Origin of the sequence: Variovorax sp. CAN15 (assembly GCF_030462475.1) — a bacterium.
Taxonomy (GTDB): Bacteria; Pseudomonadota; Gammaproteobacteria; order Burkholderiales; family Burkholderiaceae_C; genus Variovorax.
This window is the reverse complement of record NZ_JASMRZ010000086.1, coordinates 1-20,684: the sequence shown is the minus strand read 5'-3', so window position 1 is coordinate 20,684 and position 20,684 is coordinate 1. Positions and strand designations below refer to the sequence as shown.

The 20,684-nt window shown below is 66.6% G+C and carries 19 protein-coding genes, 3 tRNA genes and 1 pseudogene; 7 read left to right on the top strand and 16 right to left on the bottom strand.

Annotation, left to right across the window (positions count from 1 at the left end; all coding sequences use genetic code 11):
- Window positions 1–91 precede the first annotated feature (91 nt).
- From QMO14_RS28975 to trpE, 12 genes and pseudogenes are all read right to left on the bottom strand, one after another.
- Window positions 92–262: pseudogene (locus QMO14_RS28975) on the bottom strand (GTP-binding protein); the annotation flags it as partial.
- Window positions 263–335: 73 nt separating this feature from the next.
- Window positions 336–410, bottom strand: a tRNA-Thr gene (locus QMO14_RS28970).
- Window positions 411–452: 42 nt separating this feature from the next.
- A tRNA-Gly gene (locus QMO14_RS28965) sits at window positions 453–526 on the bottom strand.
- Between the two features lie 64 nt (window positions 527–590).
- A tRNA-Tyr gene (locus tag QMO14_RS28960) sits at window positions 591–676 on the bottom strand.
- A 107-nt stretch (window positions 677–783) separates the two neighbouring features.
- Window positions 784–1,491, bottom strand: a complete 708-nt coding sequence (locus QMO14_RS28955) for a uracil-DNA glycosylase (protein ID WP_301511407.1) — start codon at window positions 1,489–1,491, stop codon at window positions 784–786.
- The gene (gene trpC, locus QMO14_RS28950; protein WP_301511406.1) at window positions 1,488–2,288 is read right to left on the bottom strand and encodes an indole-3-glycerol phosphate synthase TrpC; all 801 of its coding nucleotides are present in this window, start codon (window positions 2,286–2,288) and stop codon (window positions 1,488–1,490) included. Before trpC ends, QMO14_RS28955 begins: the two co-directional genes overlap by 4 nt.
- A gap of 29 nt (window positions 2,289–2,317) precedes the next feature.
- Complete coding sequence (trpD, locus tag QMO14_RS28945; protein WP_301511405.1) at window positions 2,318–3,340, bottom strand: anthranilate phosphoribosyltransferase; 1,023 nt, start codon at window positions 3,338–3,340, stop codon at window positions 2,318–2,320.
- A 25-nt stretch (window positions 3,341–3,365) separates the two neighbouring features.
- The gene (locus QMO14_RS28940; RefSeq protein ID WP_301511404.1) at window positions 3,366–4,028 is read right to left on the bottom strand and encodes a LysE family translocator; all 663 of its coding nucleotides are present in this window, start codon (window positions 4,026–4,028) and stop codon (window positions 3,366–3,368) included.
- Window positions 4,029–4,044: 16 nt separating this feature from the next.
- On the bottom strand, window positions 4,045–5,106 hold the full coding sequence (gene ltaE, locus QMO14_RS28935) for a low-specificity L-threonine aldolase (RefSeq protein WP_301511403.1): 1,062 nt from the start codon (window positions 5,104–5,106) through the stop codon (window positions 4,045–4,047).
- Window positions 5,107–5,114: 8 nt separating this feature from the next.
- Window positions 5,115–5,699, bottom strand: a complete 585-nt coding sequence (locus tag QMO14_RS28930) for an aminodeoxychorismate/anthranilate synthase component II (RefSeq protein WP_301511402.1) — start codon at window positions 5,697–5,699, stop codon at window positions 5,115–5,117.
- Window positions 5,696–6,088, bottom strand: a complete 393-nt coding sequence (locus tag QMO14_RS28925; RefSeq protein WP_301511401.1) for a GxxExxY protein — start codon at window positions 6,086–6,088, stop codon at window positions 5,696–5,698. The genes QMO14_RS28930 and QMO14_RS28925 overlap by 4 nt, the downstream gene beginning before the upstream one ends.
- Window positions 6,085–7,587, bottom strand: coding sequence for an anthranilate synthase component I (trpE, locus tag QMO14_RS28920; RefSeq protein WP_301511400.1), 1,503 nt, complete (start codon window positions 7,585–7,587; stop codon window positions 6,085–6,087). Before trpE ends, QMO14_RS28925 begins: the two co-directional genes overlap by 4 nt.
- A 375-nt stretch (window positions 7,588–7,962) precedes the next feature.
- Between trpE and QMO14_RS28915 the strand changes: the two genes are divergently transcribed.
- Window positions 7,963–8,541 (top strand): chalcone isomerase family protein, encoded by a 579-nt coding sequence (locus QMO14_RS28915; protein WP_301511408.1) that lies wholly within the window; start codon window positions 7,963–7,965, stop codon window positions 8,539–8,541.
- Window positions 8,542–8,559: 18 nt separating this feature from the next.
- Here the strand turns inward: QMO14_RS28915 and QMO14_RS28910 are convergent, their stop codons facing one another.
- The gene (locus QMO14_RS28910) at window positions 8,560–9,276 is read right to left on the bottom strand and encodes a phosphoglycolate phosphatase (protein ID WP_301511399.1); all 717 of its coding nucleotides are present in this window, start codon (window positions 9,274–9,276) and stop codon (window positions 8,560–8,562) included.
- A gap of 189 nt (window positions 9,277–9,465) precedes the next feature.
- Here QMO14_RS28910 and QMO14_RS28905 point away from each other — a divergent pair, with 189 nt between their 5' ends.
- Window positions 9,466–10,011 carry an Rrf2 family transcriptional regulator gene (locus tag QMO14_RS28905; RefSeq protein WP_301511398.1) on the top strand — a complete coding sequence of 182 codons (546 nt, stop codon included), beginning with the start codon at window positions 9,466–9,468 and terminating at the stop codon, window positions 10,009–10,011.
- Between the two features lie 372 nt (window positions 10,012–10,383).
- Window positions 10,384–11,283 (top strand): TonB-dependent siderophore receptor, encoded by a 900-nt coding sequence (locus QMO14_RS28900; RefSeq protein ID WP_301511397.1) that lies wholly within the window; start codon window positions 10,384–10,386, stop codon window positions 11,281–11,283.
- A 15-nt stretch (window positions 11,284–11,298) separates the two neighbouring features.
- Here the strand turns inward: QMO14_RS28900 and QMO14_RS28895 are convergent, their stop codons facing one another.
- Window positions 11,299–12,756 (bottom strand): hypothetical protein, encoded by a 1,458-nt coding sequence (locus QMO14_RS28895; RefSeq protein ID WP_301511396.1) that lies wholly within the window; start codon window positions 12,754–12,756, stop codon window positions 11,299–11,301.
- Between the two features lie 254 nt (window positions 12,757–13,010).
- Here QMO14_RS28895 and QMO14_RS28890 point away from each other — a divergent pair, with 254 nt between their 5' ends.
- A complete protein-coding gene (locus QMO14_RS28890) occupies window positions 13,011–16,004 on the top strand; it encodes a GH92 family glycosyl hydrolase (protein WP_301511395.1) in 2,994 nt (997 codons plus the stop codon).
- 31 nt (window positions 16,005–16,035) lie between these two features.
- Here the strand turns inward: QMO14_RS28890 and QMO14_RS28885 are convergent, their stop codons facing one another.
- Window positions 16,036–16,743 carry a response regulator transcription factor gene (locus tag QMO14_RS28885; RefSeq protein ID WP_301511394.1) on the bottom strand — a complete coding sequence of 236 codons (708 nt, stop codon included), beginning with the start codon at window positions 16,741–16,743 and terminating at the stop codon, window positions 16,036–16,038.
- Between the two features lie 243 nt (window positions 16,744–16,986).
- Between QMO14_RS28885 and QMO14_RS28880 the strand changes: the two genes are divergently transcribed.
- A complete protein-coding gene (locus tag QMO14_RS28880) occupies window positions 16,987–18,321 on the top strand; it encodes a DotU family type IV/VI secretion system protein (protein WP_301511393.1) in 1,335 nt (444 codons plus the stop codon).
- Complete coding sequence (locus tag QMO14_RS28875) at window positions 18,318–19,406, top strand: type VI secretion system protein (protein ID WP_301511392.1); 1,089 nt, start codon at window positions 18,318–18,320, stop codon at window positions 19,404–19,406. Before QMO14_RS28880 ends, QMO14_RS28875 begins: the two co-directional genes overlap by 4 nt.
- A 15-nt stretch (window positions 19,407–19,421) precedes the next feature.
- On the opposite strand, the gene tssJ is transcribed toward QMO14_RS28875, so the two are convergent.
- On the bottom strand, window positions 19,422–19,934 hold the full coding sequence (gene tssJ / locus QMO14_RS28870; protein ID WP_301511391.1) for a type VI secretion system lipoprotein TssJ: 513 nt from the start codon (window positions 19,932–19,934) through the stop codon (window positions 19,422–19,424).
- Window positions 19,935–20,005: 71 nt separating this feature from the next.
- Here tssJ and QMO14_RS28865 point away from each other — a divergent pair.
- On the top strand, window positions 20,006–20,684 hold a 679-nt coding region (locus QMO14_RS28865), incomplete at its 3' end, for an ImpA family type VI secretion system protein (protein ID WP_301511388.1).

Here is a 20,684-nt window from a genome sequence, read left to right as displayed (position 1 = left end):
CTTCGTATGACTTCGGTCCCGTGAAGCTGTTCGGTGAACTGTCGAAGGCCAAGAACAAGACTGTCGAAGGCCAAGAACAAGATCGATGTCACTTTTCTTCGGGCGCAGCGTCGATCTGGTCATAGGCCTTGGCTTCGCCGCCGAACTTGGCCGACAGCACCGTGGCGATCGCAGCCGTCAGCGTGGTCTTGCCGTGGTCGACGTGACCGATCGTGCCCACGTTCACGTGCGGCTTGGTGCGGGTGAATTTACCTTTTGCCATTTTTCGACTCCGAAAAAAACGTTTCCAACGTATGCAGATGGGTTGCAAAACGACCGTTGCAACCCCCAAAAACTGGTGCCCTTTGCGGGAATCGGACCCGCGACCTCTCCCTTACCAAGGGAGTGCTCTACCACTGAGCCAAAAGGGCTTTTGCCTAACCAATTCGCTTTCCGGCACCGAACCGGGTCTCTGGAGCGGGAGACGGGAATCGAACCCGCGTCATCAGCTTGGAAGGCTGGGGTTCTACCATTGAACTACTCCCGCATCGGGGGCACCCAAGGCACCCAAAGCGCGAAATCCAATCGCTCTTAGAAACCAAATTCATCGCTGGTGGAGAGGGCTGGATTCGAACCAGCGTACTCGTAAGAGGGCAGATTTACAGTCTGCTGCCATTAACCACTCGGCCACCTCTCCGGCGAACCTCGAAATATAGCACGGTTTTGTGACTACCCGGAAACCCAAGCATCAACAAAGATGCTGGAGAACCGCTCGAGGCGTTAGCCCACGATTATCGCCTAAGTTCACCCCGCCGGCCGCTGCGCCTCCCGCCACGCACGCGCTTCGCCGAAATGCCCGCAGCCGATGAACGGCACCGGCGGCCGCAGGGCCGAAAGAGGCGACGGATGATTCGACATCAGCACCTTATGTCGCCCAACATCGATCAACGCCCGCTTACTTTGCGCGTGCGACCCCCAGAGCATAAAAACAACAGGCTTGACGCCATTCGAAACATGCCGGATGACCGCATCCGTCAGCACTTCCCAGCCACGCCCGGAATGGCTGGCAGGCTGCGCTTCCTCGACCGTCAGGCAGGTGTTGAGCAGCAGCACGCCATGCGTAGCCCACTTCACCAGGCTGCCACCCGGATTCGGAAACGGCGGCGGCGCCGTCCCGAGGTCACGCTGCAGTTCCTTGAAGATGTTGCGCAGCGACGGCGGCAGTGCCACGCCCGGCGCCACGGAGAAGGCGAGCCCCTCGGCCTGGCCGCGCCCGTGGTACGGGTCCTGGCCCAGGATCACCACACGCACGTCGTCCGGTGGCGTGAGTTCCAGCGCCCTCAGCGGCTGCGGCGGAAAGATCACGGCGCCCGCATCGAGCCGCTCTCGCAAAAAACCCTGCAGTTTCTGCCCAACGGGGCCGTCGAAGAATTCATCGACCAGCGGCTGCCAGCCCGGTGCAACCGGCCAGTCAGCCGGATCGCTGCTCGACAGCTGATCGGGCCGGCTCATTTGAACAATGCGGCGAGGGCTTCGCCGGGTTCCCTGGCGCGCATGAAGGCCTCGCCGACCAGGAAGGCGTTGACGCCCGCAGCGCGCAAGGTGGCCACGTCCTCTCGCGTACCAATGCCCGACTCCGTCACCGGCAGGCGATCCGCAGGCAGCTTCGGCAGCAGATCGATGGTCGCCTGGATCGACACCTCGAAGTTGCGCAGATTGCGGTTGTTGACCCCGATCAGCGCCGTCTTCAGCTTGAGCGCGCGATCGAGCTCGGCCGCGTCGTGCACCTCCACCAGCACGGCCATGCCCAGCCCGCGTGCGATGGCTTCGTAGTCCTTCATCTGCGCGTCGTCGAGGCAGGCGGCGATCAGCAGGATCGCGTCGGCGCCCATCGCGCGCGACTCGTACACCTGGTAGGCGTCGACGATGAAGTCCTTGCGCAGCACCGGCAGGTCGCACGAGGCGCGCGCCTGCTTGAGATAGTCCACGCCGCCCTGGAAGAACTGCTTGTCGGTCAGCACCGAAAGGCAGGCCGCGCTGATCTCACCGTCACCTTCGGCGTAGCTCTGCGCGATGTCGGCCGGAATGAAGTCCGCACGCAGCACGCCCTTGCTCGGACTGGCCTTCTTGACTTCGGCGATCACCGCGGCATGGCCAGCAGCAATCCTGGCGCGCAGCGCGCCTTCGAAGTCGCGCGTCAGCACGCGGCTCTCGGCGTCGAAGCGCACGGCTTCGAGCGGCGCGCGCTTCAACGCCGCGGCCACCTCCTGGTGCTTGACGGCAACGATCTTGTCGAGGATGTCGGACATGGCTTCTGGGGTTCCTGTTCTCTTGAAGCTCAGACGGCGGCGGAGGCCTTGACCAGCTCGGCCAGCTTGGCCTTCGCCGCGCCCGAGGCGATGGCGGCGCGCGAGCGCTCCACGCCCGCCTGCACCGAGTCGACCACGTTCGCCGCATAGAGCGCCGCGCCGGCGTTCAGCAGCACGATGTCGAGCGCGGGGCCGGCCTGATTGTCCAGCACGCCCAGCAGCATCGCCTTCGACTGCTCGGGCGTCTCCACGCGCAGTGCGCGATTGCTCGACATCTGGAAGCCGAAGTCCTCGGGGTGCAGTTCGTATTCGCGGATCTCGCCATCCTTCAGCTCGCCCACCATGGTGGCCGCGCCGAGCGAGATCTCGTCCATGCCGTCGCGCCCGTAGACCACCACCGCGTGCTCGGCACCGAGCCGCTGCAGCGCACGCACCTGGATGCCCACGAGGTCGGGGTGAAAAACGCCCATCAGGATGTTCGGCGCGCCAGCCGGATTGGTCAGCGGCCCGAGGATGTTGAAGATGGTCTTGATGCCCAGCTCCTTGCGCACCGGCGCGACGTTCTTCATCGCCGGATGGTGGTTCGGCGCGAACATGAAGCCGATGCCGCACTCCTCGATGGAGCGCGCGATCTGCTCGGGCTTGAGGTTGATGTTCACGCCCAGCGACTCCAGCACGTCGGCGCTGCCCGACTTGCTCGACACGCTGCGCCCTCCGTGCTTGCTCACCTTGGCGCCCGCTGCGGCCGCCACGAACATCGAGCAGGTCGAGATGTTGAAGGTGTGCGAACCGTCGCCGCCGGTGCCCACGATGTCCACGAGATGCGTCGTGTCCTTCACCGGCACCTTGGTCGACACCTCGCGCATCACCTGCGCGGCGGCGGTGATCTCGCCGATGGTCTCCTTCTTCACGCGCAGGCCGGTGATCAGCGCGGCCATCATCACAGGCGAGCATTCGCCGCTCATGATGAGGCGCACGATGTGCAGCATCTCGTCGTGGAAGACCTCGCGGTGCTCGATGGTGCGCTGCAGCGCTTCCTGGGGGGTGATCATGGAAAGTCTCCTCGAAAAGAATCAGTCAGCGGCCGACGCGGACGGCTGCGGGCGCATCGGTGAACGCGAGCTTGAGGCCGAAGCCGATGAACAGCACGCCGGCGGCGCGGTCGAGCCAGTGCATGCCCTTCTGCACGGCGCCGCGGCGGGCCATCCAGCCCGCTGCGACGGCCCAGCCGACGTTCACGGGAATGGCGTTGACGTTGAACAGCACGCCCAGCAGCACGAAGTAGAGCGCCGTGTTGCCGGCACCGGGCGCGATGAATTGCGGCACGAAGGCCAGGAAGAACAGCGCGACCTTGGGGTTGAGCACGTTGGTCCAGAAGCCGCCGAGGAAGATCGCCTTCAGACTTCGCTCTGCGCCAGCCGCGGCCTCGGCCCGCAGGTCGGCCGGCGGCTGAGCGCGCGACAGCACCATGCGCACGCCGAGGTACAGCAGGTACGCCGCGCCGATGTACTTCAGCACGGTGAAGGCAGCGGCCGACGTCGCCATCAGCGTGCCGACGCCCACGGCGGCGGCAAAGATGTGGACGAAGCAACCCGCCGTGATACCGAGCCCGGCCATGATGCCGGCGCGCACGCCTGAACGCAGCGAGTTGGTCACGACGTACAGCACGTCGGGCCCCGGTGTGAGGTTGAGCAGCCAGCCGGCGGCGATGAAGGCGAGCAGATGAGGAAGATCAGGCATCTTGCTCCCCTGGGGCTCAGGCGTTGAAGAATCCGCGGATCGCCGTGACCGCGCGGTCGACGCCGGCGGCATCGACATCGAGATGCGTCACGAAGCGCAGCCGGTAGAGCCCCGTAGCAAGAATGCCCTGCTGGTTGAGGCTCGCGAGCAGTTCAGCGGAACGCGCCTGCGCGGCACCGGTGAGATCGACGAACACGATGTTGGTGTGCGGCGCCTCCACCTTCAGCCCCTCGATGCCTTCGAGCCCCTGTGCGAGCCGCTGCGCCAGCGCATGGTCGTCGGCCAGGCGGTCGATGTGATGGTCGAGCGCGTGCGATGCCGCCGCCGCCAGCAGGCCGGCCTGCCGCATGCCGCCGCCGGCCATCTTGCGAATGCGGTGCGCCCGCGCGATGAACTCGCGCGAACCCACCAGCGCCGAGCCGATGGGTGCGCCCAGCCCCTTGCTGAAGCACACCGACACGCTGTCGAAGCACTGCGCGATGCGGCGGGCTTCCGCGCGGATGTCGCTGCGCTTGTTCAGCGCGGCCTGCGCGGTCGCGGCGTTGAAGAGCCGTGCGCCGTCCAGGTGGCGCTGCAGTCCCTTGCTCTTGGCGAGATCGGTCGCGGCCTGCACGTACTCGAAAGGCAGCAGCTTGCCGCCCAGCGTGTTCTCCAGTGCCAGCAGMCGCGTGCGCGCGAAGTGCGCGTCGTCGGGCTTGATGGCCGCCTCGATCTGAGCGAGTGGCAGCGTGCCGTCGCTCGCGTGATCGAGCGGCTGCGGCTGCACGCTGCCGAACACCGCCGCGCCACCGCCCTCCCAGCGGTAGCAATGCGCCTGCTGGCCGACGATGTACTCGTCGCCCCGCCCGCAGTGCGACAGGATCGCGCACAGGTTGCTCTGCGTGCCCGTGGGCACGAACAGCGCCGCCTCGAAACCCAGCATGGCCGCGATCTTTTCCTGCAGCGCGTTCACGCTCGGATCGGTGCCGAAGACGTCGTCGCCCAAGGGCGCAGCCATCATGGCTTCGCGCATCGCGGGCGTGGGTTGGGTGACGGTGTCGCTGCGCAGGTCGACGACGGAAGTGCGATCGATGGTCATGGTGGCGGTCAATCCAGAAAGTTCCTGAGCATGGCGTGACCGTGCTCCGTCAGGATGGACTCCGGATGGAACTGCACGCCCTCGATGCGCACATCGTGCGCGAAGCCCGTGTGCCGCACGCCCATGATCTCGCCGTCGTCGGTCCAGGCGGTGACAGCCAGGGCCTTCGGGCAGCTCTCGCGCTCGATGGAAAGCGAGTGGTAGCGGTTGACGACGAATCTCTGGGGCAGCCCCGCGAACACGCCTTCCTGCGTGGTCGTGATCTCGCTGGTCTTGCCGTGCATGAGCTGCTGCGCGCGCACGATCTTGCCGCCGAAAGCCGCGCCGATCGCCTGATGGCCCAGGCACACGCCAAGAATGGGCAGCTTGCCCGCAAAGGCCTCGACGGCCGCCACGGACACGCCCGCCTCCGCCGGCGAGCAAGGCCCCGGCGACACCACCAGCCGCGTCACGCCCGAGGCGATCAGCTCGCCGATCTGCTCGACCGTGATCTCGTCGTTGCGGTGCACCTGCACGTCCGCACCCAGCTCGCCGAAGTACTGGACGATGTTGTAGGTGAAGGAATCGTAGTTGTCGATCATCAGCAGTTTCATGGCTTGCTCACAATCCGGTGCACGCCCTTGACGACGGGGAACACGTTGAAGTTGATCAGAAGGCCCAGCTTGAGGCCCGAAAGACGCAGCGCGGCCAGCATCTGGGCGCGATGCAGGTCGGTCAGCACGTCGACCGCCCTGAGTTCGACGATGACCGACTGCTCGACCACGAAGCCCGCGCGGTACACCTCGCCGAGCGCGCGCCCCTTGTAGCTGGCGGACAGCGCCACGTCGCGCGCGAAGCCGATCTCGCGCTCGGCGAGCTCGATGGCCAGCGCAGAGGCATAGGCCGCTTCGTCGAGCCCCGTGCCGAGCACGCGCTGCACCTCGACGGCCGCGCCGATGATCTCGTGCGAGAAATCGCTTTGAATGTCGGGGCCGGCGCTCATTCCAGCCCCTCCTCGACCAGCTCCGCCGCGCGCAGCAGCGCCCGCGCCTTGGCCTCCGTTTCCTTCCACTCCAGTTCCGGCACCGAGTCGGCCACCACACCGGCCGCAGCCTGCACGTGCAGCATCTGGTCCTTCACGATGCCGGTTCGGATGGCGATGGCCACGTCCATGTCGCCCGCATAGCTGATGTAGCCGCAGGCGCCGCCGTACAGGCCGCGCTTGGTGGGCTCCAGTTCATCGATCAGCTCCATCGCGTGCACCTTCGGCGCGCCGGTCAGCGTGCCGGCCGGGAAGGTCGCCTTTAGCACGTCGATGGCGGTCATGCCGTCCTTCAGCGTGCCTTCGACGTTGCTCACGATGTGCATCACGTGGCTGTAGCGCTCCACCGCGAAAGCTTCCGTCACCTTCACGGTGCCGGTCTTGGCGATGCGGCCGATGTCGTTGCGCGCGAGGTCGATCAGCATCACGTGCTCGGCGCGTTCCTTCGGGTCATTGATGAGCTCCACCTCGGCCGCCTTGTCGAGCTCGATCGACGCGCCGCGCGGACGCGTGCCGGCCAGCGGGCGGATGGTGATCTTCTGCTCGCCGTCGCCGGTATTCTCCTGGCGCACCAGGATCTCGGGCGACGCGCCCACCACGTGGAAGTCGCCGAGGTTGTAGTAGTACATGTAGGGCGACGGGTTCAGCGAGCGCAGCGCGCGGTACAGCGACAGCGGCGACTCGGTGTAGCGCTTGCTGATGCGCTGTCCCACCTGCACCTGCATGAAGTCGCCGGCGGCGATCATTTCCTTGGCGCGCTCCACGGCCGCGAGATAGTCGGCCTTGGCGAAGCTTCGCTCGGGCGGGTGCGGCTGCGTGGGCTTCACGATGGGCGCGCTCACCGAGTACTTGAGCTTTTCCTTCAGCTCGCGCAGGCGGCGCTTGCCTACCGCATAGGCCTCGGGCTGCTTCGGGTCGGCATAGACGATGAGGTACAGCTTGCCCGAGAGGTTGTCGATGACCGCCAGTTCCTCGCATTGCAGCAGCAGGATGTCGGGGCAGCCCAGCGCGTCGGGCGGGCAGCTCTTCTCCAGCTTGCGCTCGATGTGGCGCACGGTGTCGTAGCCGAAGTAGCCGGCAAGGCCGCCACAGAAACGCGGCAGGCCGGGCCGCAGCGCCACCTTGAAGCGCTTCTGGTACTCGGCCACGAAGTCGAGCGGGTTGCCGCGGACGGTCTCGACCACCTGCCCGTCGGTCACCACCTCGGTGACGGCCTCGGCGCCGAAGCCGCTGGCGCGCAGCAGAGTGCGGGCCGGCAGTCCGATGAAGCTGTAGCGCCCGAAGCGCTCGCCGCCCACCACCGATTCGAGCAGGAAGCTGTGCTTGCCGCCGCCTTGCGAATGGGCCAGCTTGAGGTAAAGGGAAAGGGGGGTCTCGAGGTCTGCAAAGGCCTCGGCCATCAGCGGAATGCGGTTGTAGCCCTGGGCGCTGAGGCTCTTGAATTCAAGTTCGGTGATCACGGGTTCGTTCTCCAATTGCCAGCCGGCGCTCCTTTGGCCGGGGGCAAGGTCATTCACGGGTGGTCCGGCGTCGTCGAGTATGTGTCGATCCGGAACCGCGGGCGCACGGCGTGCGCCGTGCAATCAAACAGTCAGCGAAGTATGGCGACGCCAGGGCCAGGCTCCCCGGCTGCCTTCACCTGTTTGAATGATGTGATGAACGAACATATGAGTTGCGGAGTTTAGCCCACGAAAACGCCCGGGCGTTCAATCGACCGCATCGGCAGTGCTTTCAGGGTTCCCCCGAGGCCGAACAAGTAGAACAAAAAGATACATTCGAACGACCGTTCGCAAAAATCCCAGGAGACAGCGTTGACCGCCCTTCCGTTCACGACCATGTTCTCTCGCCTCGCCCTGGCCGCCTGCCTTGCCGCCGCCAGCCTCGGTGCCTCGGCCGCTCAGGTCGACGTGGGCGGCGTCAGGCTCGACGACCAGATGGAACTGCGCGGCAGCCCCCTGCTGCTCAACGGCGCGGGCATCCGCTACAAGGCCATCTTCAAGGTCTACGCAGCAGGCCTGTACGTGGGCAAGAAGGTGTCGACCACGGAAGAAGCGCTGGCCGCACCCGGCCCCAAGCGGGTGTCGATCACCATGCTGCGCGACATCGACGCGAACGAACTCGGCAAGCTCTTCACCAAGGGCGTGGAAGACAACTCGCCCAAGAGCGAGATGGTCAATCTCATCCCGGGCCTGCTGCGCATGGGCCAGATGTTCGCCGACCAGAAGCAGCTGAAGGCCGGCGACACCTTCACCGTCGACTGGCTTCCCGGCACCGGCACGCTGATCACCGTGCGCGGCGTGCCGCAACCCGATCCGATCAAGGAACAGGCTTTCTTCAATGCGTTGCTGCGCATCTGGCTGGGCCCGAACCCGGCCGACTGGAAGCTCAAGGACGCACTGCTCGGAAAGCAGTAGGCATCGCAGCGAGGCCTGCTAGCGCCCCGCGGCCGGCACCAGCTCGGCCAGCGAATCGACGAAGCCGTCGGCATCCACGCCGCGCACCGGCTCGCCGTGGTTGTAGCCGTAGGTCACCAGCACCACGGGGCAGCCCGCCGCACGCGCGGCGCGCGCGTCGTTGCTCGAGTCGCCGATCATCAACGTGCGCGCGGGCGCCGTGCCCATCGCCTCGCAGGTCTTCAGCAACGGCAGCGGATCGGGCTTCTTGCGCTCGAAGGCATCGCCGCCGAACACCCGCTCGAAGAAGCCGTCGAGCCCCTTGTCGGCCAGCAGCGGCTTGGCGAACGAGGTCGGCTTGTTGGTGAGGCACGCCAGCCGCAGGCCCTGCGCACGCAGTGCCTTCAGCCCCTCGGCCACGCCGGGATACACCGCCGAGTGCCGTCCGTTGATGGCGAGATAGTGATGCTGGTAGCGCTCCCAGGCGCGGTCGAACAGCGCACGGGCCTTCGCGCCGGCCTCATTGGCATCGGCAATGGCTGGCGCCATCACATGCACGAGCGCCGAATGGATCAGGTGCTCCGAGCCCTTGCCCACCATGGTCTCGATGGCGGAGGGCGCCACGTGCGGAAGCGAGAGGTCGTCGAGCATGCGGTTGAGCGAAGCGGCGAAGTCGCCCAATGTGTCGACCATGGTGCCATCGAGGTCGACGATGGCCGCGTCGAAACTGGTGTGGTCGAGGCGAAAAGAATTCAAGGCAGGCAGACGGGATGGTTGCGGAATCGCCCGACACTTTACAGAGCATCGGCGCCCTCGCCCGCCTTGGGCACAGGGCGCCCTTTCAAAGTGTTTCAAAACCGTAGTTGCCATGCCCCGGAAACTTTTCGGGGCCTTTCGGACACCTATGCACCATTGTTTGCAAAACCCAACACCGAGGAACACTCCATGCGTCTCACGACGAAGGGCGGCTTCGCCTTGACGGCCATGATCGATGTCGCGATGCGCGAGCAGGACGGCCCCGTGCCACTGGCGTCGATCAGCAAGCGCCAGCACATTGCCCGCTCGTCGCTCGAGCTGCTGTTCAGCAAGCTGCGCCAGCACGCGCTGATCAAGGCTACACGCGGACCGGGCGGCGGCTACACACTGACGCGCAGGGCGTCCGAAATCACGGTGGCGGACATCCTCGCATCGGTCGATGGCCAGCCGCTGTCAGACGCAGAAGACTCGTCGCAGAAGAACGAGGCCGGCAGCAAGGGCTGCTACTCCACAGAGGCGCTGTGGGCCTCCGCCAAGCATCATGTGATGGAGTTCCTGGGCTCGGTCACGCTGCAGAGCCTGGTCGAAGACCAGCTGGCCAAGGGCGTGCGCGTGGAGCACGAACCTTCGCAGCCGAAGAGGAAAGAAGCCCCGCTGAGCCCGGCCGCCTTGCCGCTGCGCGTGAACGCTCCCAACTCGGTGTTCGCGTGGAACGGCGTCTTCGCCAAGCGCTGAAGAAAAAAAGACACATTCCCTTGCCGACGATGCCCCGTTGGCTGCTCGCTCTGCTGCTCGTGTTCGCACCGGGCTGCCAGAAGCTTTGCCGCGCTGGCCAGGCCGCACGACGCGGCGATGGCGCCAGTCATCGCCGGGCTTCATCTGTCGAGCCCCAATTGCGAGGCATCGGCCGAGCCGGCCACCGCGCTTCAAGAACGCCCGCCGGCCACCGAGCTGGCGCCGGAACTCTCCGAAATCTGCGGACGGCGCAACGCCACGCCGCGTGGTGTGACGCGCCACCGCCGCAGGACATGCACACGCCCGCATCCCGCGTGCCACGGATTCCCTTGAAACCGCCGCGCATGCACGACATCGCCGCCTAGGCGATGGATGGCGCGGGTCAGCTCGCAGCAAGGCGGCATCGGCCCGGTGCCCTCCATCGACGCCTTCGCGCCGGCGTATGGCCAGCCGTTGTCCGGCCCGCCCGTGAGCGGGCTGGGCGACAACGGCATCGCGCAGCGCGGCTTCTACGTTCAGGACCAGATGCGCAAGGGGCCGTGGTCGCCGGGACTCACGGTGCGGCACGACCGCGCGCAGCAGCGTCAACCGGCTGGTGACCTCCTCCTTCGACATCGACACCAACACCAAGACCACCTACAACGCGGGAATGCTGTACCTGGCGCAGAACGGGCTGGCACCCTGCTGAAGCCAGATCTCGGCCGCCAGTTCAAGGCGGGCCTGAAGTACCGATCACCCGGCATCGACACGCTCTTCACCGTGTCGGACTTCGACCTGTGCAAGAACAACTCGCCCACCTTCGACCCCTTCGTGATCGGCCCGGTCTCGCAGATCGGCGAGGTGCGCACGCGCGGCCCCGAATTCGAGGCGCGCGCCGCGCTCACGAAGCAGCTCAAGCTGGTGGCCAGCTACACGCTGCTCGACGCCAAGTTCACCCAGAGCCTGAACCCGGCGGAGATAGGCAAACAGCCGCTGAACACAGCGCGCCAGACCGCCTCGCCGTGGCTCGACTACCGCTTCGGCAGCCCCGCGCCGCAGGGCTGGAGCGTCGGCGGCGGCATACGCCACGTCGGCAAGGTGCCGGCCAGCATCGACAACAGCAGCTACTACCCGCCCTACACGCTGGTGGACGCTGCGCTGCGCTACGAGCGGGGTCCCTACGGCTTCGCGCTGAACGCCACCAAACTCACCGACAGGAGCTACGTCGCGGGCAACGGCCAGTACTTCGGCCAGCGGCGCGCAGTGCAGGCGAAGTTCAGCTACCGCTGGTAGCCGCGCCGGCTCGGCTTATGCGAGCAGCGACGGCAGTGCCTCGGTGGGCGGCGATGGCGGCGCCCCGGCGGGCAACGGAGCAATGGGGTACTGCCACAGCGGATGAATCTCGATGTACGAATCGAACAGGATGCTGTCGGCCCGCGGCCTGGCGACCTCGGTCTGTGGCACCCGTTCGTTCCTCGGCCTGCCGGTCAGCGCGGTGCGGGTACCGCTGCTCGGACCTGCGAGCTTGTAGATCTCGCAGGTGCCGTTGACCTTGCCGTAGCTCATGCCGTCGTTCCTCACGATGTATTGCACCGACGGCAGGTACTTGTGCCTTTCGTCGACGGTCATGCCGCACGCGATCAGGAAGTCGAGGATGAAGTTGGTGTCCTCGATCTGCGACATCCGCGTGTACTCGCTGTCGGTGTAGGCAGCCGCGTAGTCGAGGCACACGTCCACGCCGAACGGCACGCCCCCGAGCGGATCGTTGTCGAAGCCCTTGAACTCCTTGCCATCGGCGAAGTACGCGGCAACGGTCGTCGATCTCTTCGTCACCAGGATGTCGAGGTTGCCCAGCAGCGCCTTCCAGTACGACTGCCCGTCCTTCGCGACTGATCCGCCCATCTTCAAGTCGATCCCCGAAACATGGCGCTTGGGCCACATCGCGATCGGGCGGCTTCCATCGGGGTTGCTCTTGCTGAAGTTGTCGATCACCAGCACATAGTTGAGCGCCTCGTACGCAGGCAGATCCTTGTCGGCGACGGGCGACGCGGGAGCACCGGCTGGTGCAGCCGCCGCACCGAGTTGCTTCTTCAGCACCTGCGTGGTGCCCGGCAGCAGTGCGAGCTTGCCGTACTTCTCCTGCGGAAAGAGCGCGATCAGCTCGCGCACATGCTTCTGCACCTCGACGACGCAGGTGCTGGAGAAGATCCTGATCTCGTCCTCGTTCTTCACTGCATCCCAGTTCACGTTCCAGTAGAACTCGGGCACCACGAAGTAGCACAGGTCGGATTCGCCGGTCTTCCCGGGCAACCCCTGCATCAGCGCATCGCGCAGCAGCTCGAACTTGCCCTGCAGCGCGCTCTGCGTGTAGGTCTTGATGTCGTCGCCGCTCTTGCGCTGGTTGGCGGGCGGCGTGAAAGTCGGCGTCTGCAGGTTGAGGATGCGCACATTCTTGACCGCCTTCTGCACGGGCCTGGGTGGCGGCGGCTCGGTGGGAGGTACCGGCAGAGGCTGGGGTTCCGCCGCTGCGGCCTGCTCGGCCGGGGGCGATGAAGATTCAGGCGCAGGTGCTGGTGCAGGCGAGGCAGCAGGGGCCATGCCCGCGAGAGGGAAGGCGGCGCCCCCACCGCTACCGCCTCCGCCGCAAGCGGCCAGCAGGGCCGTGGATCCGAAGGGCAGGATGATGCCGGCGCGCAGCAACGCGCGGCGCAGCGCCTCGGGCGAGGTCTCTTCTTTCCCGTTTCCGCTGGAAATCTTCCGGTGCATGGCATTCCTCCTTGTGTCTGTTGCAATGCGCTCGGATTTCCGCAACTCCCATGCCAAATCGCCCGTCTGCAGGGGCTCCTGAACCCGCATCCTTGTTGCGCCGATAACGCAACAAGAGTGCGTATTCGAAAACCGCCATCAAGTTGCGTTCTCAACGACATCTTGCTTTCGGGAAAGCACAGGCACCGCCTTCGTCCCCCCGTACCTAGACTGAAACGCGCAGCGTGCTGCGATTTCGAAAGGGAGCAAGACAGATGAGCACTCGAAGACTGCGCCGGCTCGCGCTGGCCATGGGACTTGCATCGTTGTCCGCATGCGGCGGCGGTGGCGGTGGATCGAACGGATCGTTCCTGCCGTTGCCCGGAACGGGCACGGGAACGGCGCCTTCCTCGACGACGGGAGGAGCCGTCGGCGACGCGTCCGGCGGCACCACCGCAACCACGACGACACCATCGACCACGGGCTCCGATGGGTCGAATCATTCCGGGCCCGCTGCCTTCGCCAAGCAACCGCTGGCGAACTACGTCAACACCATGCGCGGCGCCAATTCGAGCGGCGACTTCACGCGCGGCAACACCTTTCCCGCCATCGCGGTTCCCTTCGGCTTCAACTTCTGGACGCCGGTCAACCGCAACGACAACAACTGGTTCTACCAGTTCCACACGAGCACCGGCGAAACCTCCGACGGCGCGCCGATCAAGACGATCCATGCCTTCGCCACGGTACACGAGCCCAGCCCCTGGATCGGCAACAGGCAGTCGCTCGCGATCATGCCCATCGGCGACCTGGGCAAGCTCAATCCGGACAACCGCGCGCAGACCTACTCGCGGGCCAAGGAAGTCGCGCATGCCCACTACTACAGCGTGATCTTCGACAACGGCATCCGCACCGAGATCACGCCCACGGACCATGCGGCCTACTTCCGCTTCACCGCGCCCGCCGCGATGTCGACCTCCACGGTGCTGTTCGACCGCTTCGCCGGCGAAGGCTCGGGCAACCTCGCGGTCGACACGGCCGCCAATGCGGTATCGGGCAGGGTGGACAACAACGGCGACAAGAACGCGCCGCTCATGTACTTCTATGCGAAGTTCGACGCGCCCATCACCGCATCGAAGAACATCGACGCCGGCAGCCTCAAGACCTGGGTGCAGTTCGCGACGCCGAGCAACGCGAAGGTCGTGGGCATGAAGATCGCCACGTCCTTCATCAGCGTCGAGCAGGCGAAGGACAACCTGGTGCAGGAAATCGGCGACAGGAGCTTCGACGACGTCCAGCAACTGGCGGCCGCGGCGTGGGACGACAAGCTCAACACGGTCCAGGTGGAAGGCAGCACCGAGGACGCGGCGACGCCCGCCGCCATCAAGGCCTTCGAGCAGAAGAAGATCACGCTCTACTCGAACATGTATCGGGCCTTCCTCTATCCGAACTCCGCCTGGGAGAACGTGCGAGACGCAACGACCGGCAAGGGCACGCCCACCTACATGAGCCCGTACGTTTCCGGCACGCCCAAAAGGCAGGGAAAGATCTGGGTCAACAACGGCTTCTGGGACACCTACCGCACCACCTGGCCGCTCTATTCGCTGCTCGTTCCGACCCAGGCGGGCGAGATGCTGGACGGTTTCGTCAACGCCTACAAGGACGGCGGCTGGGTGCCGCGCTGGTCGGGCCCCGACTACCGGGACAGCATGGTCGCCACCAGCTCCGACGTGATCTTCGCCGACGCGTACCTCAAGGGCGTGCGCAATTTCGACGCGGACGCGGCCTATGCCTCGATGCTGCGCAACGCCTCGGTCAACAGCACCGACGGCGCCAAGGGCCGCAAGGGCATGAACAAGTCGGTGTTCCACGGCTACGTGCCCTCGGACGCGATGTCGCGCGAGAGCGTGGCCTGGTCGCTGGAGGCCGACCTCAACGACTTCGGCATCGCCCAGATGGCCAAGGCGCTGAACAAGCCCGACGACCAGGCCTACTACATGGACCGCGCGCTCAACTACACCCGCCTCTTCTCGGACCAGGGCACGGGTGCCTGGGCCGGCAAGTGGTTCCGCGAGAAGGACAGCACCGGCCAATGGACCGACGGCGGCACCACTCCCGACGACTGGGGCTACGGCTACACCGAGGGCAACGCCTGGTCCTACCAGTTCCTCGCGCCGCAGGACGGCCAGGGCCTGGCCAACCTGCACGGCGGACGCGCGCAGCTCAAGGCCAGCCTCGACACCTTCTTCTCCGCACCGGCCTACCTGCAGCGCGGCAGCTACTGGACGGTGATCCACGAGATCAAGGAGGCTCGCGCGGTCAGCCTGCTGGCGGGCGTCGGCCAGTACCAGCACTCGAACCAGCCGGTGCACCACTCGATCTATATGTACAACTACGCCGGAGCTCCCTCGCAGGGGCAGAAGTACCTGCGCGACGTGATGAGCAAGCTCTACACATCCGGCTTCGACGCCAACGGCGTGTCCGACGGCAGCGGCTACTACGGTGACGAGGACAACGGCGAACAGTCGGCCTGGTACGTGTTCAGCGCCATGGGCTTCTACCCGGTGAGCATGGGCCGGCCCGAGTACGCGATCGGCGCGCCCTACTTCCCGAAGATGGTCGTGAACCTGGAGAACGGCAAGCGCATCGTCATCACCGCCCCCGGCGTGAGCGACACCAACCGCTATGTGCAGAGCCTGCGCCTGAACGGCCAGCCGATCACGCGCAGCTACCTGCTGCACAAGGAGATCGCCGACGGCGCCACGCTGGAGTTCGTCATGGGCGCGCAGCCCTCCTCGTGGGGCACGGGCGAGAACGACGTGCCAAGCTCGATCACGCAGGGCAACGCGAAGCCGGCGCCGCTCAGGTCGCTGCTGCCCACCGGAAGCTACACGGTGTCGTCGAGCTCGGCCGGCGACCTGCAGAACGTCTACGACCGCGACTCCGACTCCGCCTGGCAGAGCACATCGGCCAACGCGTGGATCGAGGCCGATGCCGCGACGGGCCAGCCCGCCAGCGTACCCAGGATCTACACCCTGACCTCAGGCACGCAGGACGCCGGCCAGGACCCGAGGAGCTGGAAGCTCAAGGCATCGAAGGACGGCGCCACCTGGGTCACGCTGGACGAGCGCAGCAACGAAAGCTTCACGTGGCGCCAGCAGACCCGTCCCTTCGCGCTGAAGGCGGGCGCGGAGGCTTACAGCAAGTACCGGATCGAGTTCGACAACACGTCCGCAATGACCGTGTCGGAATTCGAACTGCTGGTGCAATGAGAAGAGGAGCGAACCGGAACGTGCGGGCCCCTCAGGCCTGCTGCGCCTCGGTCAGCGCCTGGGCGGCCACCACCGCCTCGGTGCGGTTGCGCACGTTGAGCGCGCGGAAGATCGCCGCCAGGTGGATCTTCACGGTGCCCTCGCTGATGCCCAGGCTGCGCCCGATGAGCTTGTTGGGCTTGCCTTGCGACAGCAGCTGCAGCACCTCGACCTGCCGCTCGGTGAGCACGTTGCGCAGGTGCTCCAGCGTCTGGGTGCCGCTGCCTCCGTTGCCGCCGCCGCCCGCGCCCCGCGCGAGCGCTTCGGTGCCCGCCTGCTGGGCCATGCCGGCCACGATGCCGGGGGGCACGGCCGTCAGCATCATCGGCGGCACGTAAACGCCCCCGGCCAGCACCAGCCGCACGGCAGAGAGCATCACGTCGGGCGAGTAGGCCTTGGGAATGAATCCGAGCACGCCGCGCTCGAGCGCGCTGCGCATGATGGCCGGGTCTTCGTAGCCCGACAGCACGATCACCGGCACCGCCGGATGGCGCTGGCGGATCTGGTCGATGTGGGCCTGGCCGTCCGCGCCGGGCATGTTGAGGTCGATCAGGGCCAGGTCGAGGTCGTCGGTGGCTCCGGCAAGCAATTCGTCGACGCTCATCGCCAGGACGAATTCGATGCCGGGCTCCAGCTCCGACAACTTGGCTTTGACCGCCTCGATGACGAGCCGGTGGTCGTCGGCGATCAGTATTTTCATGATGTCTTTTCCCCGTATCCCAGCGTGCGAAGCACGGCAGACGCTGAAGATACCGGCGAAATCCACGCGCAGCAAGGCCGTCGGCCCCACCAACGGCATAGACCCCAAGCGGTATGGCGCCCGTCGCGAGCCCTTTGAAAGAATGGACGCCCAATCGAAGGAACCGGGGACATGGGCATGTGCCATCGCTGCAGACGCCGGTGCAAGGCATCCTTCGCAATGCATGAATGAGCGGGCCCGCCCATGGCCCGCCTTCTAGACTGCTTCTCCAGCTTCATCTCGTCCGGCCTCGCGCTGGATGCGTCCATCGCCTCCGGCGCGCCTGTGCTCTCGCACGATGCGGCGCAGCAACAAGCCCGCCAGCAGCTCGACGCGGCGCGCGCTGCGGCGCAGGTCTCGGGCGCGCCCGCCGCGCAGATCGAGTCGGCCGCCTTCGCGATGGTGGCCTGGATCGACGAGATCCTGGAGCGGCACCCGGAGGCCGCCGCCGCGACGGGCATCGCGCCTGCGCTGCAGGTTCAGCTCTTCAACTCCAACAACGCCCACAGCGAGTTCTTCCATCACCTCTCGGCCCTCGGTCCAAGCGACGACGCGGTGCGCGAGGTGTACTGGCATGCGCTGGCGCTCGGCTTCAAGGGCCAGTACTACTTCGAGGACGGCGACCTGGGCGAGCTGGGCAAGCTGAAGGATCTGCACGGCCGCCAGCTTTTGCTGCGCCCGCTGTCGACGGGCAGCCTGCCGCAGGACCGCATCACGCCCCAGCCCTATGGCGTGCCCGACCCGCGCGGCCCCAACGACACCCGCCGGCGCGACCGAACGCTGCTGCTCGGTGCCGCCGCGCTGGCCTTCGCGCTGCCACTGCTGTATCTGCTGTGGCTGTGGTCCAGCGCCCCGCCGGCGGCCGACACCGGCCTGGCCCAGCGCATCGAACAGCACCTGCAGACATTCGCCTGCGCCGACCTCACGGCCAGCGTCGACCGCGAAGGCCGCACGCGGGTCGCCGGCTTCGTCTCGCAGCCCGGAGACCTGCCGCGCGTCGAACTCGAAGTAAGCGCGCTGCCCGGCGTCAAGGCACCGAGCTTCGATATCGGTCTGCGCATATGGCCGCACTGCGAGGTGTTCGCCATCCTCAAGCCCTATCAGATGCGCAACGCGGAGAAGACCTACGGCCTGGCCGTGAGCGCGCCCACCGCCCACGACGGTCGACTGCGCGAGGGCGACAACGTGCGCGTGCAGGTGACCGCACCGCGCCACGACAGCTATATCTGGGTCGATTACTACACGGCCGACGGCTCCGTCATGCACCTCAACGCAGGGCAGGCACCCACGCGGCTGCGCGCGGGCGAGGCACTGGAGATGGGCCGCGACATCCCCTCCAGCTGGCTGGTGAGCCCGCCCTTCGGCAGCGTGCTGATCACCGTGCTTTCCTCGCCCACGCAGCTCACCGAGACCGCCGACAGGCCGCCCTTCGAGCTCGCGTCCGCCTACCTGCTGCGGCTGCGCGAGTCGCTTGCGGCCAGCAAGAACGGCGACCGGCTGATCGCCGACTTCGTCTTCCTGGAGACCGTCTCGCGATGAGCGCCCTGCTGCTCTCGCCCGCCAACCGCTTCTGGCTGTTGCTGGCGCTGTGCCTGCTGGGCTTCGGCCTGCTGTACGCGGTAGTGCGCGATGCCGGCCGGGGCGCGCGCCGGCGAGGGCTGCAAAAGCGTCTTGCGGCGCTCGACGAGCCGGCGGCCGATGCAGGTGGAACCGCGCTGGCCCTCGAACAGCTGAAGGAAAGCATGGCGCAGGCCCAGCAGGCCATGCGCCGCGCGCCATGGGCCAGCCCCTCGGCGCCAGTGCCGTGGTTCCTCTTCTTCGGCGATGCATCGGCCAACCTGGCGGGCCTGTTCGCGACCGCGCACGCCGAACGCGCAGACGCAGCCTCCGGAGCCGGCTGGTGGCACTGGTGGCTGACCCGCCGCCTGGTGGCCGTCGAGATCGATGCTGGCGCGGCCGGCACGCCGCAGGCGCACAGCGTGTGGCTGCAGTCGCTGCTGGCGCTGGCCGAGCGGCGCGACCGTCTCCCGCTCAACGGCCTCGTGGTGGCGGTAGCGGCCAGCGACCTGCTGGACGCCGAGGCCACGGAGCTGGAGTCGCTCGCCGCGCGAACCCGCCGCCTGCTCGGCGAAGCCAGCGACGGGCTGCGGCTGCAGATGCCCGCCTACCTCGTCGTGACCGGGCTCGAACGGCTGCCCGGCTATACGACTCTGCGCGGCGCGCTGCCGCCCGAAGTACTTTCCCAGGCCCTGGGACACAGGCTGGCCGACCTCTCCGCCTTCATGGACACACCGGCGGGCGAACGACTGGACGCCGTGTTCGAACCTCTCGCGCAGCAGCTGCATGCGCTGCGCATGTCGCTGCTGCGCGAGCAGCCCGGCTCCAGCGGCCGGCTGGCGATTCATGAATTCGTGGAAGCGGTGCGCGCCCTGCAGCCCGGGCTGCGCCGGTTCGCCCAGGTGCTCTTCGAGAACCAGGTCAAGGGACCGCGCGCGCCGCGATGGCGCGGCCTCTATCTCACGGCATCCGCCTCGGACGGGGCCGGCGGTGCCTTCGTGCACGACCTGTTCGAGCATTTCCTTCCCGTCGACCAGCCACTGGTACGGCCGGGAAGGCCCCAATGAGCGACACAGAGGGGACTATTTGGCGTCGATGCGCATCGCGCGGGCGCCAAACGTCACGTCGAGCGACTGCGCCTTGCCGGTGACCACAGGGCGCACCTCGCGCCAGCGCGCGCGGTCGAGGTCGCGGTAGGCGGCCATCACGCCCATCGACTTCGCGTCGGGCGGCAGGTTGAATTCGAGCTTCTTTGTCTCGCCGGGCCGCAGCAGCACTTCTTCGCGCTGCACGAGTTCGGCGCCGAGCGTGGCCTGGTCCTTCTCGAACAGCGAGAAGAAGTCGGAGCCCTCGAAGGGGCCGGGCGACTTCAGTGCATACACGCGCACCGTGAGCGGAGATGCGCGGCCGCGCGCATCGGGGTTGGCGTCGGCACCTGCGGTGAGCGTGACTGCCATGGTGGTGACCACGGGCTTGGCCGCGCAACCCGCAAGCAGAAGACCGGCTCCAGCAAGGCCAAGAACGGCGATGTGGCGCCGCCTTGCCGCGGCAAGGAAGCCCTCATAGGACGAATGGTGTGTACCCAGCGTGCGCATGCTATTCCCTTCGTTGCATTGACCGGTCAAGACGCATCTTTGATTATCACCAGCGAACTCCGATAGGCAACATGCTGAACAACGAACTCGCTGCAACACTGCTCGCGCCCATCGGCGATGCATCGCCGTGCGGCGACGATCTCGAGTACGACGCGGACTTCATGGCGCTGGTCGCGCAAGCGCAGGGCAAGCCCGAGCAGCAGTTCGGCGACACGGTGATTCCCGCGGTCGAGCCCGAGTGGCGCGAGGTGGGCGAGAAGGCCGAGAGCATCCTTCGCCGCAGCAAGGACGTGCGCGCCGCCGTGCTGCTGCTGCGTGCATCCACACGCATGCAGGGCGTGGAAGGCTTCGCCGCCGGGCTGCGGCTGCTCAACGGCCTGCTCGACACCTTCTGGGACGGCATACATCCAAAGCTGGATGCCGACGACGACAACGACCCGACGATGCGCCTGAACGCACTCGCGCCGCTGACTGACGAGGCCATGGGCCTGCGCGACCTCTACGAGGCGCAGGTCGGCATCGCGCGCGGCGTGGGGCCGATCCGCGTGCGCGACATCGCCATTGCCCACAACGCGCTCACCGCCGTGGGCGGCGAAGCCGGCTATTCGATCGCGCAGGTGCAAGGAGGGCTGGAGGCCATCCAGTCCGAGCGGCCCGAAGCCATCCAGGCCGCACTCGGCGTACCGGCGCAGGTGGAGCAGCTGAAGAAGCTCATCGCCGACCGCACCGAAGCTCATCGCCGACCGCACC